This window comes from Streptomyces sp. S4.7, from assembly GCF_010384365.1.
GTDB lineage: Bacteria > Actinomycetota > Actinomycetes > Streptomycetales > Streptomycetaceae > Streptomyces.
The window spans coordinates 3,621,997-3,636,239 of the sequence record NZ_CP048397.1 but is presented as its reverse complement, the minus strand read 5'-3'; the positions used below and the strand labels follow the sequence as shown (position 1 = coordinate 3,636,239).

The 14,243-nt window shown below is 71.0% G+C and carries 12 protein-coding genes; 6 read left to right on the top strand and 6 right to left on the bottom strand.

What is annotated here, in order from left to right:
* The 5 genes from SSPS47_RS16065 (at position 1) to SSPS47_RS16045 (ending at position 6,809) form a co-directional block, all read left to right on the top strand.
* Positions 1 to 747 carry a response regulator transcription factor gene (locus tag SSPS47_RS16065; protein ID WP_164251703.1) on the top strand — a complete coding sequence of 249 codons (747 nt, stop codon included), beginning with the start codon at positions 1 to 3 and terminating at the stop codon, positions 745 to 747.
* Positions 748 to 755: 8 nt separating this feature from the next.
* Positions 756 to 2,429, top strand: a complete 1,674-nt coding sequence (locus SSPS47_RS16060; RefSeq protein ID WP_275405192.1) for a HAMP domain-containing sensor histidine kinase — start codon at positions 756 to 758, stop codon at positions 2,427 to 2,429.
* Between the two features lie 26 nt (positions 2,430 to 2,455).
* Positions 2,456 to 3,781, top strand: coding sequence for a bifunctional glycosyltransferase family 2/GtrA family protein (locus SSPS47_RS16055; protein ID WP_164251702.1), 1,326 nt, complete (start codon positions 2,456 to 2,458; stop codon positions 3,779 to 3,781).
* Positions 3,778 to 5,904, top strand: coding sequence for a glycosyltransferase family 39 protein (locus SSPS47_RS16050; RefSeq protein ID WP_164251701.1), 2,127 nt, complete (start codon positions 3,778 to 3,780; stop codon positions 5,902 to 5,904). Before SSPS47_RS16055 ends, SSPS47_RS16050 begins: the two co-directional genes overlap by 4 nt.
* A 110-nt stretch (positions 5,905 to 6,014) precedes the next feature.
* Positions 6,015 to 6,809: a TetR/AcrR family transcriptional regulator gene (locus tag SSPS47_RS16045; protein ID WP_164251700.1), complete on the top strand. Its 795-nt coding sequence runs from the start codon at positions 6,015 to 6,017 to the stop codon at positions 6,807 to 6,809.
* Between the two features lie 32 nt (positions 6,810 to 6,841).
* Here SSPS47_RS16045 and SSPS47_RS16040 read toward each other — a convergent pair whose 3' ends face one another.
* The 4 genes from SSPS47_RS16040 to SSPS47_RS16025 form a co-directional block, all read right to left on the bottom strand.
* Positions 6,842 to 7,312: a PPOX class F420-dependent oxidoreductase gene (locus tag SSPS47_RS16040; protein WP_164251699.1), complete on the bottom strand. Its 471-nt coding sequence runs from the start codon at positions 7,310 to 7,312 to the stop codon at positions 6,842 to 6,844.
* Between the two features lie 10 nt (positions 7,313 to 7,322).
* Positions 7,323 to 8,150, bottom strand: a complete 828-nt coding sequence (locus SSPS47_RS16035; protein WP_164251698.1) for a YceI family protein — start codon at positions 8,148 to 8,150, stop codon at positions 7,323 to 7,325.
* Between the two features lie 175 nt (positions 8,151 to 8,325).
* Complete coding sequence (locus tag SSPS47_RS16030) at positions 8,326 to 10,869, bottom strand: MFS transporter (protein WP_164251697.1); 2,544 nt, start codon at positions 10,867 to 10,869, stop codon at positions 8,326 to 8,328.
* 14 nt (positions 10,870 to 10,883) lie between these two features.
* The gene (locus tag SSPS47_RS16025) at positions 10,884 to 11,435 is read right to left on the bottom strand and encodes a MarR family transcriptional regulator (protein WP_164251696.1); all 552 of its coding nucleotides are present in this window, start codon (positions 11,433 to 11,435) and stop codon (positions 10,884 to 10,886) included.
* 278 nt (positions 11,436 to 11,713) lie between these two features.
* On the opposite strand from SSPS47_RS16025, the gene SSPS47_RS16020 reads away from it, so the two are divergent.
* Positions 11,714 to 11,920, top strand: a complete 207-nt coding sequence (locus SSPS47_RS16020) for a hypothetical protein (RefSeq protein ID WP_147878120.1) — start codon at positions 11,714 to 11,716, stop codon at positions 11,918 to 11,920.
* A gap of 172 nt (positions 11,921 to 12,092) precedes the next feature.
* On the opposite strand, the gene SSPS47_RS16015 is transcribed toward SSPS47_RS16020, so the two are convergent.
* Together SSPS47_RS16015 and SSPS47_RS16010 are read right to left on the bottom strand one after the other, a co-directional pair.
* The gene (locus SSPS47_RS16015; protein WP_147878119.1) at positions 12,093 to 12,968 is read right to left on the bottom strand and encodes an RNA polymerase sigma factor SigF; all 876 of its coding nucleotides are present in this window, start codon (positions 12,966 to 12,968) and stop codon (positions 12,093 to 12,095) included.
* A 221-nt stretch (positions 12,969 to 13,189) separates the two neighbouring features.
* Complete coding sequence (locus SSPS47_RS16010; protein ID WP_164251695.1) at positions 13,190 to 14,110, bottom strand: RNA polymerase sigma factor SigF; 921 nt, start codon at positions 14,108 to 14,110, stop codon at positions 13,190 to 13,192.
* Positions 14,111 to 14,243: the final 133 nt, after the last annotated feature.

Below are 14,243 nucleotides of genomic sequence, written 5' to 3'. Positions count from 1 at the left end.
ATGACCGTCACCTCGCCCAGGGGGCGCACCGAGATGATCAAGCCGGACGGGAGCCCCGTCCGGGTCCTCGTCGTGGACGACGAGGCCTCGCTCGCCGAGCTCATGACCATGACCCTGCGCTACGAGGGGTGGGAAGTGCGCAGCGTTGGTGACGGGGCCGGCGCCGTGCGTTCGGCGCGGGAGTTCCGGCCCGACGCGGTGGTGCTGGACGTGATGCTGCCCGACATGGACGGCATCGCCCTCCTCGGGCGGCTCCGCGAGGAGCTGCCGCAGGTGCCGGTCCTCTTCCTCACCGCCAAGGACGCCGTGGAGGACCGGATCGCCGGGCTCACCGCGGGCGGTGACGACTACGTCACCAAGCCCTTCAGCCTGGAGGAGGTCGTGGCGCGCCTGCGCGGGTTGATACGACGTTCCGGCACCGCCGCCGTTCGCAGCGAATCGATGCTGGTGGTCGGCGACCTGACCCTCGACGAGGACAGCCACGACGTCAGCCGGGCGGGGCAGTCCATCCATCTCACGGCGACCGAGTTCGAGCTGCTGCGCTTCCTGATGCGCAACCCGCGGCGTGTGCTGAGCAAGGCCCAGATCCTGGACCGCGTGTGGTCGTACGACTTCGGCGGCCAGGCGAACGTGGTGGAGCTCTACATCTCGTACCTGCGACGGAAGATCGACGCGGGCCGGCCACCGATGATCCACACCCGGCGCGGGGCGGGGTACCTGATCAAGCCGGGGGAGGCGGGAGAGTAGTGGCCGCGGTGGCGGTGTGGGACCGGGTACGCGGACGGGGCGCACGTACCGCCCGGAAACAGGCCCCGAAGCGCTGGTCGCTCCGCACCCGCCTCGTCGTGTCCGCGGTCTCGCTGATCGCGGTCGTCGCGGCGGTCATCGGCGCGGTGACGACGATCGCGTTCCGTTCGTACCAGTACGACCAGCTCGACGCCCAGGTCCACGCGATCGCCCAGCGGGCCGCCGGGCCGTACGAGCGGGCCGACCGGCTGCCGGACGACGTCCCGCCGCCGCGCCTGTCGGAGGTGCGGGAGCCGCTCAGGACCATCGCCGGCGGTGGCGCCCCGATCGGCACGGTCGGCGTCGAGCTGACCGGCACCGGTCCGAGCGACGTCGGCCGGGGCATGATCAGTGCCCAGACGGGCGGTGACGATACCGGCCAGCAGGTCACCGGGCACGCGCTCACCGACTCCGAGACCACCGCCCTGGCGACGGTCCCGCGCGACGGCGACGCGCACAGCGTGAGCCTCGCTGACCTCGGTGACTACCGCGTCGAGTACGTGGAAGGCGTCAACGGCTCCTTCCTCGTCGGAGTCCCGCTCAGTGACGTCCAGGACACCCTCGCCACCCTGATCGTGGTCGAGATCTGCGTCACCGTCGCCGGTCTCGTAGCCGCCGGGATCACGGGCGGGGTGCTCGTCGGGGTGGCCCTGCGGCCGTTGCGGCGCGTTGCCACGACCGCCACCCTGGTCTCCGAACTCCCCCTGCACAGCGGCGAAGTGGCGCCGCTGACGCGGCTGCCGGAGACCGAGGCCGATCCGCGCACCGAGGTCGGCCAGGTCGGCGCCGCGCTCAACCGGATGCTGGGGCACGTCGGTTCGGCGCTCACCGCGCGGCAGGAGAGCGAGACGCGGGTACGGCGCTTCGTCGCCGACGCGAGCCACGAGTTGCGGACACCGCTCGCCTCCATCCGTGGCTACGCCGAACTCACCCGGCGCGGCCGGGAGGAGATCGGCCCCGACACCCGGCACGCGCTCGGCCGGATCGAGGCCGAGGCGGAGCGGATGACCGGGCTGGTGGACGATCTGCTGCTGCTGGCACGGCTCGACGCAGGACGGCCGCTCGCGTACGGGACGACGGACCTCACCCCGCTCGTCGTGGACGCGGTCGCCGACGCGCGGGCCGCCGGGCAGGACCACCGCTGGCGGCTGGAGCTGCCGGACGAGCCCGCGCACGTACGCGGCGACGGCCCCCGGCTCCAACAGGTGCTGGTCAACCTGCTGGCGAACGCCCGGACGCACACCCCGCCGGGGACGACCGTCACGGCGCGCGTGCGAACCGTCACCACCACCATTCCCGGCGCCGCCGACGGCCGGGACCGGTGCGTCCTCGTGGACATCGAGGACGACGGGCCCGGCATCCCGGCCACCCTCCTCCCGCACGTCTTCGAACGCTTCGCGCGCGGCGACGCGTCCCGTTCACGTGCCGCCGCCACGGCGGCCGACTCCACCGGCCTCGGCCTCGCCATCGTGCACGCCGTCGTCACCGCGCACGGCGGTGACGTCCGTGTACGGAGCGAGCCCGGCCGCACCACCTTCACCGTGCGCCTCCCGGCCGACACCACCGCCGGCGACGCCACCCTCACCCCCGTCCTCACCCACCTGGACTCACAGCCGCACCACAGGCTCACCACACCGCTGTGACAGTCCGGCCGCCCAGTATCGTCCGTATGCGAACCGACACCGACACCCCGTGGGGCAGCCTCCCGGCCAGGGAGCATCTCCCAGCCGAAGCGCCGGACGCGAGAGCCCCCACCGGCGTCCCCGTGCTCGACGTGACCATCCCCGTCCACAACGAGGAGCAGGACCTGGAGTCGTGCGTGCGGCGACTTCACGACCACCTCGCCCGCACCTTCCCGTACCGCTTCCGCATCACCGTCGCGGACAACGCCAGCACCGACCGCACCCCCGCCGTGGCGGCCCGACTCGCGGCGTCGATCCCCGAGGTCACCGCGTACCGGCTGGAGGAGAAGGGGCGCGGGCGCGCGCTGCACACCGTCTGGTCGCGCTCCGACTCCCCCGTCCTCGCCTACATGGACGTCGATCTGTCCACCGATCTCAACGCGCTGCTGCCGCTCGTCGCGCCGCTCATCTCGGGCCACTCGGACCTGGCGATCGGCTCGCGCCTCGCGCGCTCGTCGCGCGTCGTGCGCGGCCCCAAACGGGAGTTCATCTCGCGCGCCTACAACCTGATCCTCAAGTCGTCGCTCTCGGCGCGCTTCAGCGACGCGCAGTGCGGCTTCAAGGCGATACGGCGCGAGGTCGCCGAGCGGCTGCTGCCGATGGTCGAGGACACCGGGTGGTTCTTCGACACCGAGATGCTGGTGCTCGCCGAACGGGCCGGGCTGCGGATCCACGAGGTGCCGGTGGACTGGGTCGACGACCCGGACAGCCGCGTGCGCATCGTCAGTACGGCGGTCGAGGACCTCAAGGGCGTCTGGCGGATCGGGCGCGCGCTCGCGCTCGGCGCGCTGCCGCTCGACCGGCTCGCCCGGCCCTTCGGTGACGACCCCAGGGACCGTGAGATCGGCGGTGTGCCCGGCGGACTCGCGCGCCAACTGGTCGGCTTCTGTGTCGTCGGCGCGCTGTCGACCCTCTTCTATCTGCTGCTCTACTCCCTTTTCCGTACGGCCTCCGGGGCTCAAGCGGCCAACGCTGCCGCGCTGCTGGTGTCGGCGATAGCGAACACCGCGGCGAACCGCCGGCTGACTTTCGGCGTACGGGGCCGGGAACGCGCAGTACGCCACCAGGCCCAGGGCCTCGTCGTCTTCGGTATCGGGCTCGCGCTGACCAGCGGCTCGCTGGCCGCGCTCGGCGCCGCTACCGGGAATCCCTCCCACGGCACGGAGTTGGCCGTACTGGTCTGCGCCAATCTCGCGGCGACGGTGCTGCGCTTCCTCCTCTTCCGGGCATGGGTCTTCCCCGACCGGCGCGGCGGCGACGACCAGCCCACGATCCGCATGGAACCGAACACCCAGGAACGGAGCGCCCGATGACCCAGGCCCTCACCACCGGCGCACCGGCCGCCGGATCCACCCGCCCCGCCTCCTCCCTGCTCGCGCGCCTGCGACGCGGCAGGCCCGAGGACGCGCCCTGGGTACGCCCCGCGCTTCTCGGCCTCCTCCTCGTGGCGCTGGTCCTCAACCTCTGGAGTCTCGGCGACTCCGGATACGGCAACTCCTTCTACTCCGCTGCCGTCCAAGCGGGCAGCGAGAGTTGGAAGGCGTTCTTCTTCGGCTCGTCCGACGCGGGGAACTCCATCACCGTCGACAAGCCCCCGGCCGCTCTGTGGCCGATGGCCCTGTCCGTAAGGCTCTTCGGGCTCGGCTCGTGGCAGATCCTGGTGCCCGAGGCGCTGATGGGTGTCGGCACCATCGCCGTGCTGTACGCGGCCGTACGGCGCCGCTTCAGCGCCTCGGCGGGGCTCGTCGCGGCCGGTGTGCTGGCGCTGACGCCCGTCGCCGCCCTGATGTTCCGCTTCAACAACCCCGACACGCTCCTCGGGCTGCTGATGACGGTCACCGTCTACTGCGTGCTGCGGGCCCTGGAAGGGGCACGGACGCGCTGGCTGGTGTGGGCGGGGGTCGCGATGGGTTTCGCGTTCCTGACGAAGACACTCCAGGCGTTCCTGATCCTGCCGCCGCTCGTGCTCGTGTACGCGGCGTGCGCGCCCACGACCGTACGCCGCAGGATCGGCCAACTGGCCGCCGCCGGATTCGCGTTGGTGGTCAGCGCCGGTTGGTGGGTGGCGATCGTCGAGCTGTGGCCCGCCGCGTCCCGCCCCTACATCGGGGGCTCACAGACCAACTCGTTCCTCGAACTCACCTTCGGCTACAACGGACTTGGCCGTATCAACGGCAACGAGCCCGGCAGCGTCGGGGGCGGGGGAGGCGGTCCGCGCACCGGTGAGACCGGGCTCGGCCGGATGTTCAGCGACAGCCTCGGCGGTCAGATCTCCTGGCTGCTGCCCGCCGCACTGTTCCTGCTGGTCGTCGGTCTCGTGCTGACCCGGCGGGCCCGGCGCACGGACCTCGCCCGCGCCTCGTTCCTGGTCTGGGGCGGTGCGCTGCTGATGACGGCGGGGGTCTTCAGCTTCATGGCGGGGATCTTCCACGAGTACTACACGGTGGCGCTCGCGCCGTACATCGCCGCGGTGGTCGGCATGGGCGTGGCGCTGCTGTGGGAGGAACGCGCCAAGGCGCTCGCGTCGGCCGCGCTGGGTGTGACGGTGGCGGGGACGGCGGTCTGGGCGTTCGTACTGCTCGGCCGGACGCCGGACTACCTCCCGTGGCTGCGCTGGGCCGTCCTGATCGGCGCAGTGGTCGCCGCGGTCGCGCTGACGGTCGTGGGCCGGATCGGGCGTGAGGGGCGGCTGCGCACCCTGGCACCCCGGCTCGCGGTGGGCGCCGCCGTGCTGGCGCTCGCCGCGTCGCTGGCGGCCCCGCTCGCGTACACGCTGACCACGGTCAACACCCCGCACACGGGCTCGCTCGTGACGGCGGGGCCGGCGGCGGCGCGTGGCGGTGCCGGTGGCGGTCCTGGCGGCGGTGGCGGTGGTCCCGCGGGCGGCGCCGGTGGGGGCGACGACGGCGCCCGCGGCCAGCGGCCCGGCGCCGGCCAGGCTCCTCCCCAGGGCGGCGGGGCTGCCCAGGGCGGCGGGGCTGCCCAGGGCGGCGGCCGGCAGTTGGCGCGCGAAGGCGGAGCCGGCAGGGTCGGTGGCGGTGGTGGTATGTCCGGTCTGCTCGAAGGCCGGGAGGTCAACTCCGAGGTGGTCGCGGCGCTGAGGAAGGACGCCGGTGACTACACCTGGGCCGCCGCGACGGTCGGCTCCCAGAACGCCGGGACCAGCCAACTCGCGACCGGGGAAGCGGTGATGGCGATCGGCGGCTTCAACGGCAGCGATCCGTCCCCGACGCTCGACCGGTTCAAGGAGTACGTCGCCGACGGCGAGATCCACTACTTCTTCGGAGACAGCGGGTTCGGCGGCGGAGGTGGGGGCGGCCGAGGCAGGGGTGATCAGGAGGGTACGGCTTCGTCCATCTCCAGCTGGGTGGAGTCCACGTTCAAGGAGGTCACCGTGGGCGACACGACCCTCTACGACCTGACCGCCACGAAGTAGTCGTACGGCTGAAGGGGGCCGCTCCGCCGTGCCGAACGGGCCGGCCGGCCGGAGTCGCCCGCATAGCATCGGTTCCGCATGAACGGGGCGAGGAACCGAGGAGGCTCAACATGGAGTCGGCAGCCGACAAGGCCAACCAGCCCCGGCGGACGAGCGTCTGGCTGGAAGGCAAGCCCGCCGCCCGCGGTCGCAAGAGCGAGCGCTCCGACCACCCCACCGGTCTCGACCGGGACCGGATCATCTCGGTCTCGGTACGGCTGCTCGACGCGGAGGGGCCTGCGAAGTTCTCCATGCGGCGGCTGGCGGCCGAGCTGGGCGTGACGGCGATGTCCCTGTACTGGTACGTGGACACGAAGGACGACCTCCTCGAACTCGCCCTGGACTCCGTCTTCATGGAGATCGCAGTCGCGGAGCACGAGGCGCACGACACGGCGGGCGCCCACTGCGACTGGCGCGACGACCTGCGCGTCCTGGCCGGCAGGTACCGCGCCCTGCTGGTCCGCCACCCCTGGGTCTCCGCGCTCGTCGGCAAGTTCCTCAACATCGGCCCCCACTCGATGGAGTTCTCCGCCGCCGTGCTGCGGGTCATGCGCCGTACGGGACTGCCGGCGCACGGCCAGGCGGGCGCGCTCGCCTCCGTCTTCCAGTTCGTGTACGGCTTCGGCACGATCGAGGGCCACTTCGTCCAGCGGTGCGCCGAGGCGGGGATGACGCAGGACCAGTACTACCGGGACGCCATGGGACGGATGAGCGAACAGCGGGAGTACCGGGGCCGGTTCGAGCAGACCGAGGAGATGATGGAGGCCCGCGGCGGCGACACGGTCGAGGAGATGCGCGAACGGGACTTCACGTTCGCGCTCGAACTCCTCATCGCTGGCATCGAGGCGATGCGGGCGCGCGGCTAGGTCCTGTCCGCCGGACAGGCCTGAGGGCGCCTCTACTCCGGCGGAGCCAGCCTCGCCGGGAAGCCGCCCGTCGCGATCGGGCTCCAGCGCTCCGGTGTGACGCGGATGATCGACTTGCCCTGACGCACCATCGCCTCGCGGTACTCGTCCCAGTCCGGGTGCTCCCCGGAGATGTTGCGGAAGTACTCGACCAGCGGCTCCACCGACTCCGGGACGTCCAGCACCTGCGCCGTACCGTCGATCTGCACCCACGGACCGTCCCAGGTGTCCGACAGGACGATCACGCTCGCGCGCGGGTCACGCTTCGCGTTCCGCGTCTTCGCGCGCTCCGGGTAGGTGGAGACGACGATCCGGCCCGAGTCGTCCACGCCGCACGTCAGCGGGGAGCCCTGCGGACGGCCGTCCGAACGGGTGGTCAGCAGGATCGCGTGGTGCCTGGGCCGGACGAACTCCAGCAACTCGGCGAGCGCCACGGTGGTGTTGGTCGCGATGTCGGGTGCCATGTCCCGCAGCCTACGACGCGGCCGTGTCCGCGGGACCGACCTCACGTACCGCCTGGATGTCGAGTTCCACCCGCAGCGTCGTGCCGATCATGGTCATCCCCGCCTGCACCACCTGGTTGTAGTTCATGGCGAAGTCGCTCCGCAGCAGTTCCGTCGTCGCGCGGAAGGCCGCCCGCTCACCGCCCCACGGGTCGGGCCCGATCCCGAGGTACGACAGGTCCAGCGGCACCTTCCGTACGACGCCGTGCAACGAGAGTTCACCCCGTACCGTCCAGCGGTCCGGACCGGCCTGGCTGACCCCCGTGCTGTGATACGTGATCTCCGGGTACCGCTCCGCGTCGAGGAAGTCCGGCGACCTCAGGTGCTTGTCCCGCACCCCGTTGCCGGTGTCGATGCTCGCCGCGTCGATGACCGCGTCGACGCGGGAGTGCTCCGGCACCGCCGCGATCGCGATCCGGCCGCCGAAGTCGGTGAAACGGCCGCGCACGCTGGAGATCCCGAGGTGCTGGGCGATGGTGACCACGGACGAGTGCGCGGGGTCCAGGTTCCACACGCCGGGCGGCGGCAGTTCGACATTGCCCTGCCGGGTCAGGACGACCGTCCCGGCGTCGGCGACACCGCTGGAGGTGACGAACGCGGTGGCGGCGGAGGGCGCGTAGCCGACGGCCGTCACGATCACGGTGTACGGCCCCGGCGCCAGTGTCACGTCGGAGGACACCAGCCCGTCCGCGTCCGCGTCGGCGCGCGCCACTTGCGCGCCGGTCCGGTCGGTCAGGGTCACGGCGGCGTTCTGGACGGCCCAGCCGTCCGGTGTCCGTACCTGAGCGCGAAGTCCCATCCCGTTTCTCTCCTCGGTCGCAGTTCACGTCAAGCTCGGCCGGCCAAGAATCGGGCCCCGGCGCGTCGGCGGCACGCCGTCCCCAGGCTGCCACCCCCGCAACCGGGGCCCCTACCGCCGGACGCGGGCACGCCTCCGCTCGGGAGCGCGCCCCGCCCGGGGGCTTGGACGGGCGTCAGTCGCCCGGGTGCATGAGTTCGACGTCGTGGCCGTCGACCCCGTGCCCGGCGACGGTCAGCGCGCCGGCCACCGGCGGGTAACCGGTCGCTATGACCGTGTACTCCCCCGCGTCCAGGTCCGCGAAGCCATACACCCCGTCGTCCCCCGTCGTCGCCGTGGCGACCACGTTCCCGGCCGCGTCGATCAGCGTGACACGCGCGTCCGGCAGCGGACGCCGGTCGGCTCCCGCCCTGACCGTGCCCTGGACGAGCGCGCCCGACCGCAGGACGGCCTCGACGCGGGTCACGCCCTGGGCGCCGATCTCCACCGGCAGGGCCAGCGGCCGGAATCCGCTCGCGTTCACGGCGACGGTCACGGAGCCCGGCAGCAGCTCCGCGAAGGCGAACTCGCCCCGCTCGCCGGACTTCCCGGTCGCCAGCACATCGCCGCGCACGTCGGTCACGATGACCATCGCGCCCTCGACGGGCATGTCGCCCTCCTCGCTCCGTACGGAGCCGGTGAGGCCGCTCGTACCGACGAGCAGGAGGTCGTACGCCAGGGGCTCCGAGCCGACGGACACCGTGGCGGCCTGCGGCTGGAAGCCGTCGGCCGACGCGATGAGGACGTACGAGCCGGACTCCGGCGCGTCCACCTCGTAGCCGCCGTCCTCCCCGGCGACCGCGCGGCCCAACTGGCGCCCGGCCGGGGAGATGAGGGTGACAGCGGCCCGTGGCACGGGTCCGCCCTCGGTGCCGCGTACGACGCCGTGGACGGGGATACCGTCGCCGCCGCCGGGTGCTCCCGTGCCCAAGTCCTTGTCCGTGCTCGTGCTCGTGCCCGTGCCCGTGTCCGTGCCCGTGCCCGTGCCGGCGGCCTCGACGGCCACCGGCGCCTCGGCACCGCCACCGATCGGGACGACCTGCTCCACCGGTACGAACGGCGTGTTCTCCAGGCTCTCCTCCGCTTCACCGGCGGCGCGCGTCTTGAGCGCGACCTCCTTGATGAACAGCGTGATGAGGAAAGCGAGCAGCGCGGCGGGCGCCGAGTAGAGGAAGACGTCGGCGACGCCGTGCCCGTACGCCGCCTCCACGACGGTCCGCATCGGTACGGGCAGCGTGTCCAGGTCCGGGATGCCCCCGCCGCCCGTACCGGCGTGACCGGCCGCCGCGGCGTCCGGGCCGAGATCGGCGAGACCGTCCTTGACGTACGAGGTGACCCGGTGGCCCAGCACCGCGCCCAGCGCCGAGACGCCGATCGCGCCGCCGAGGGAGCGGAAGAAGGTGACGACGGAACTCGCGGCGCCCAGGTCCTGCGGGGAGACCTGGTTCTGCGTGCACAGGACCAGGTTCTGCATCATCATGCCGATGCCGAGGCCCATGATCGCCATGAAGACCGCGATGTGCCAGTACTCGGTGTCGTACCGGATGGTGCCCAGCAGCCCGAGGCCGGCCGTCACCAGTACACCGCCGCTGACCAGCCACGCCTTCCAGCGCCCCGTCTTGGTGATGATGAGGCCCGAGACCGTCGAGGAGAGGAAGAGCCCGCCGATCATCGGGATGGTCATCACACCGGACATGGTCGGCGACTTGTCCCGCGCGAGCTGGAAGTACTGGCTGAAGAAGACCGTGCCGGCGAACAGCGCGATTCCGACGAACAGCGAGGCCAGCGAGGCCAGGGTGATCGTGCGGTTGCGGAACAGTCGCAGCGGGATGATCGGTTCGGTGGCCCGTGACTCGGTGAGGAGGAAGAGCGCGACGAGCACGACCGTGCCGGCGAGCATCGCGTACGTCTGCCAGGAGATCCAGTCGTACTTGTCACCGGCGAAGGTGACCCAGAGCAGCAGCAGCGAGACGGCCGCGCTGATGAGGAACGCGCCGGTCCAGTCGATCCTGACCTTGCGCTTGACCACCGGGAGCTTGAGGGTCTTCTGAAGCACGATCAGCGCGATGACGGCGAAGGGGACGCCGACGTAGAAGCACCAGCGCCAGCCGAGCCACGACGTGTCGGTGATGACACCGCCGATGAGCGGGCCGCCGACGGTGGCGACGGCGAACGTCGCGCCGAGGTAGCCGCTGTAGCGTCCGCGCTCACGCGGGGCGATCATCGCGGCCATGATGATCTGGGCGAGCGCGGTGAGACCGCCGACGCCTATGCCCTGGACGACACGGAAGACGATCAGCATCCCCGAGCTCTGGGACAGCCCGGCCGCCGCCGACGCGACCACATAGAGGGTCAGGGCTATCTGTACCAGCAGCTTCTTGCTGAACAGGTCGGCGAGCTTGCCCCACAGGGGAGTGGTCGCCGTCATCGCCAGGAGCGACGCGGTCACCACCCAGGTGTAGGCGTTCTGTCCGCCGCCGAGGTCGGAGATGATCTCGGGCAGGGCGTTGGTGACGACCGTCGAGGAGAGGATCGCCACGAACATGCCGAGCAGCAGCCCGGAGAGCGCCTCCATGATCTGACGGTGTGTCATCGGCGTGTCGGGTTCGGTGGCGGGGGAGCCGCCGCCGTGCTTGGCGTGGCCGCCCCGTACACCCGTTGGTGTGTTGGTCGTAGCCATTGAATTCCTTCGTCTCAACTCTGTCGCCGCGCGGGGGTTTCTCGCGGTGCGGCCTCAGGTACGGGTGCCGGGGTGGGTGCGGGTGCTGCGGGAGAGGGTACGGGTGCGGCCGCGGGCCCGGTGCCGTAGCGGCCGGGCCGGCAGTCGCCGAAGTTCTCGCGCAGGCGTGCCAGCATGGTGTTCAGCTGTCCGACCTCGTCGTCGGTCCAGTCGGACAGCGTGCGGGCGAAGATCTCCGTCGTCCGTCGCGCCAGTTCGTCGAGCAGTTCGCGGCCCGCCGGTGTGAGCCGCAATATGCGCGACCGGCGGTCGGCGAGGTCGGGCGCGCGCTCGATCCAGCCGCGCTCGGCCGCGTGTGCCACATGCCTGCTGGTTACGGACATGTCCACGGCCAGCAGCTCGGCGAGGCGGCTCATCCGCATCTCGCCGTGCCGCTCCAGCAGGGTCAGTACGGCGGCCGAGCCGCCCGGACAGTCGGGTGGCAGGACGCGGGAGAGTCCCCGTTTCACGGCTCCGATGGCACTGAGCTGGCGGGCCAGTTCCGCGTACTGACCTCTGGCGGCCATGACCCCTCCGAGAAGGTTCCTCGCGTCTGTCACACCTATGTTGTTGCTTGGGGCAACCATAGAAGCGGTTGGTTGCTGAAGGCAAATTAAAAGAGATCATCTGCAGTAAAGGAACCCAAAAGGCTTCGCATGTGCGAGGTCAATGGTGCGCAGGGGGTGGAAGGGGCCGGGAGAGGGCCGGAAACACGCTCGGGAAAGGCCGCCGCGCGGGCCCGGACATGCCTTCGGTCGGCCCCGGGGGTTGGGCGGGGTCACGGTGTTCGCTAGGGTCCTGGCACATGGCACACAACCCCCATGCCCCGCAGGGCCCCGAGGGAAATCCCGACCCCGCGGGCAACACCCAGATGTTCCGCGCCTTCGTCGACGAGGGTGAGCCACAGCGTCGGCAGGCCCCGCAGCGGAGCGGATCGAAAACCGGACTGATCGTCGGTGTCGTGGCCGTGATCGCGGTCCTGGCCGCGGTCGCCTGGCTCGCGCTCGGCTGACCACGGACGGACGGACGGAATCCCGCACCGGTCGCTGCCGGCCGCGGGTCCCACTCATGACGGTGGCGCTCCGCTCCACGCGGGGCGCCACCGCTGCGACGGCACCGGCGAGGCCCGCTCTGCGACGAGGCAGCGCTCCCCGGTGAGGCCGTGCTCGCGGTGACGTCCGCGATCAGTCCGCGATCAGCCCTTCCCGCAGCTGTGCGAGCGTGCGGGTCAGCAGGCGTGAGACATGCATCTGCGAGATGCCGACCTCCTCGCCGATCTGGGACTGCGTCATGTTCGCGAAGAAGCGCAGCATGATGATCTGCCGCTCGCGGGGCGGGAGTTTGGCCAGCAGCGGCTTCAGCGACTCCCGGTACTCCACGCCCTCCAGGGCCGTGTCCTCGTACCCCAGACGGTCCGCGAGCGAGCCCTCGCCGCCGTCGTCCTCGGGGGACGGCGAGTCCAGCGAGGAGGCCGTGTACGCGTTCCCGACCGCGAGGCCGTCGACCACGTCCTCCTCCGACACGCCCAGCACCAGGGCGAGTTCGGGGACGGTCGGTGAGCGGTCCAGCTTCTGCGCCAGCTCGTCACTGGCCTTCGTGAGCGCGAGCCGCAACTCCTGGAGCCGGCGGGGCACGCGCACCGACCACGACGTGTCGCGGAAGAAGCGCTTGATCTCGCCGACGACGGTCGGCATCGCGAACGTGGGGAATTCCACGCCCCGTTCGCAGTCGAAGCGGTCGATCGCCTTGATGAGGCCGATCGTGCCGACCTGGACGATGTCCTCCATCGGCTCGTTGCGGCTGCGGAACCGGGCCGCCGCGTAACGCACCAGAGGCAGGTTCAGCTCGATGAGGGTGTCACGTACGTAGGTGCGCTCCGGGCTGTCCTGGTCGAGTACGGCGAGCCGCAGGAACAGGGAGCGGGACAGAGTGCGGGTGTCGATGGCTTCCGGCTGGGACACGCGCGGTTCGGCCGCACGGTCGAGAGCATCCGGCGCCTCCGGTGTCTGCTCGCTCTTGTTGAGCGTGAGCACCTTCGAGCTGCCCTGTTCTACGGACATGCCACCCCCTTGAGGTCGCTGACGGTCGCGGTGGCCGCTCCCGTCGAAGGAACGCAGCCTCCACCTGAATACCGGAGGTGGGGCTGCGGCAAACGCGGTTCCAGCAGAATGTCACATGTCGTCAACACGCTGTAGCGCCAAGTCGACATATCTGCACCGGAATATGGGGGTATGCGAATTTGCTGCTGCTGGAGGCGCTGCGGGGTTACTACCCGGAAGAGTTACGCCTCGATCCTGTTTGCGGATCGCAAACGCGCGAAGCTTCGCGCCAGGAGCCTGGACACATGCATCTGGGAGACGCCGAGTTCCTGGCTGATCTGTGACTGCGTCAGGTTGTTGTAGTAGCGCAGCATCAGGATGCGCTGTTCCCGCTCCGGCAGTTGTACGAGCAGATGCCGGACCAGATCGCGGTGCTCGACACCGGCGAGCGCCGGGTCCTCGTAGCCGAGCCGGTCGAGCAGGCCGGGCAGACCGTCGCCCTCCTGGGCGGCCTCCAGTGACGTCGCGTGGTACGACCGGCCCGCCTCGATGCAGGCGAGGACCTCCTCCTCGGAGATCTTCAGCCGTTCGGCGATCTCGGCGGAGGTGGGAGAGCGGCCGTGAGCCGTCGTCAGGTCCTCGGTGGCGCCGGTGACCTGCACCCACAGCTCGTGCAGCCGGCGCGGTACGTGGACGGTGCGCACGTTGTCGCGGAAGTAGCGTTTGATCTCGCCGACGACGGTGGGCATCGCGAAGGTCGGGAACTGTACGCCGCGGTCCGGGTCGAACCGGTCGATCGCGTTGATCAGGCCGATCGTGCCGACCTGGACGACGTCCTCCATCGGCTCGTTACGGCTGCGGAAGCGGGCGGCGGCGTACCGCACGAGCGGCAGATTCGCCTCGATGAGCGCGCTGCGGACCCGGGTGTGCTCGGCGGTGCCGCGTTCCAGATCCTTGATCTGCGAGAAGAGGAGCTGCGTCAGCGCCCTGGTGTCGGCGCCCCGCGTCTGCGGTGTCGACGGTCTCGGCTCGGTCTCGCTCGGGGTCTCGACGAGCCTGGGTGGCTCGGCGGGACTCGGGGGCTCGGCGAGGGGGGCCTCGGCCCGGTTCCCGGAGCCGCTTCCGGCCTGGGGCGCGGCTCGGGGTTCGCTCTGGGGCGGCATTTGAGGCGTTGTACTGGCCGGCACGGTCACGCCACCCCTTTGCGGTCAACTACGGTCAACTCATCCGTCAAAAGCGGTCATAGCATCACAAGACATGCCCACTGTGTGCAAGCACCAGAAAACTCCGTGTTGA

Excerpts from the sequence above, each read along its gene's own strand:
- SSPS47_RS16065 (WP_164251703.1), top strand. The coding sequence starts at position 1 with ATGACCGTCACCTCGCCCAGGGGGCGCACCGAGATGATCAAGCCGGAC.
- SSPS47_RS16055 (WP_164251702.1), top strand. The coding sequence starts at position 2,456 with ATGCGAACCGACACCGACACCCCGTGGGGCAGCCTCCCGGCCAGGGAG.
- SSPS47_RS16050 (WP_164251701.1), top strand. The coding sequence starts at position 3,778 with ATGACCCAGGCCCTCACCACCGGCGCACCGGCCGCCGGATCCACCCGC.
- SSPS47_RS16045 (WP_164251700.1), top strand. The coding sequence starts at position 6,015 with ATGGAGTCGGCAGCCGACAAGGCCAACCAGCCCCGGCGGACGAGCGTC.
- SSPS47_RS16040 (WP_164251699.1), bottom strand. The coding sequence starts at position 7,312 with ATGGCACCCGACATCGCGACCAACACCACCGTGGCGCTCGCCGAGTTG.
- SSPS47_RS16035 (WP_164251698.1), bottom strand. The coding sequence starts at position 8,150 with ATGGGACTTCGCGCTCAGGTACGGACACCGGACGGCTGGGCCGTCCAG.
- SSPS47_RS16030 (WP_164251697.1), bottom strand. The coding sequence starts at position 10,869 with ATGGCTACGACCAACACACCAACGGGTGTACGGGGCGGCCACGCCAAG.
- SSPS47_RS16025 (WP_164251696.1), bottom strand. The coding sequence starts at position 11,435 with ATGGCCGCCAGAGGTCAGTACGCGGAACTGGCCCGCCAGCTCAGTGCC.
- SSPS47_RS16020 (WP_147878120.1), top strand. The coding sequence starts at position 11,714 with ATGGCACACAACCCCCATGCCCCGCAGGGCCCCGAGGGAAATCCCGAC.
- SSPS47_RS16015 (WP_147878119.1), bottom strand. The coding sequence starts at position 12,968 with ATGTCCGTAGAACAGGGCAGCTCGAAGGTGCTCACGCTCAACAAGAGC.
- SSPS47_RS16010 (WP_164251695.1), bottom strand. The coding sequence starts at position 14,110 with ATGCCGCCCCAGAGCGAACCCCGAGCCGCGCCCCAGGCCGGAAGCGGC.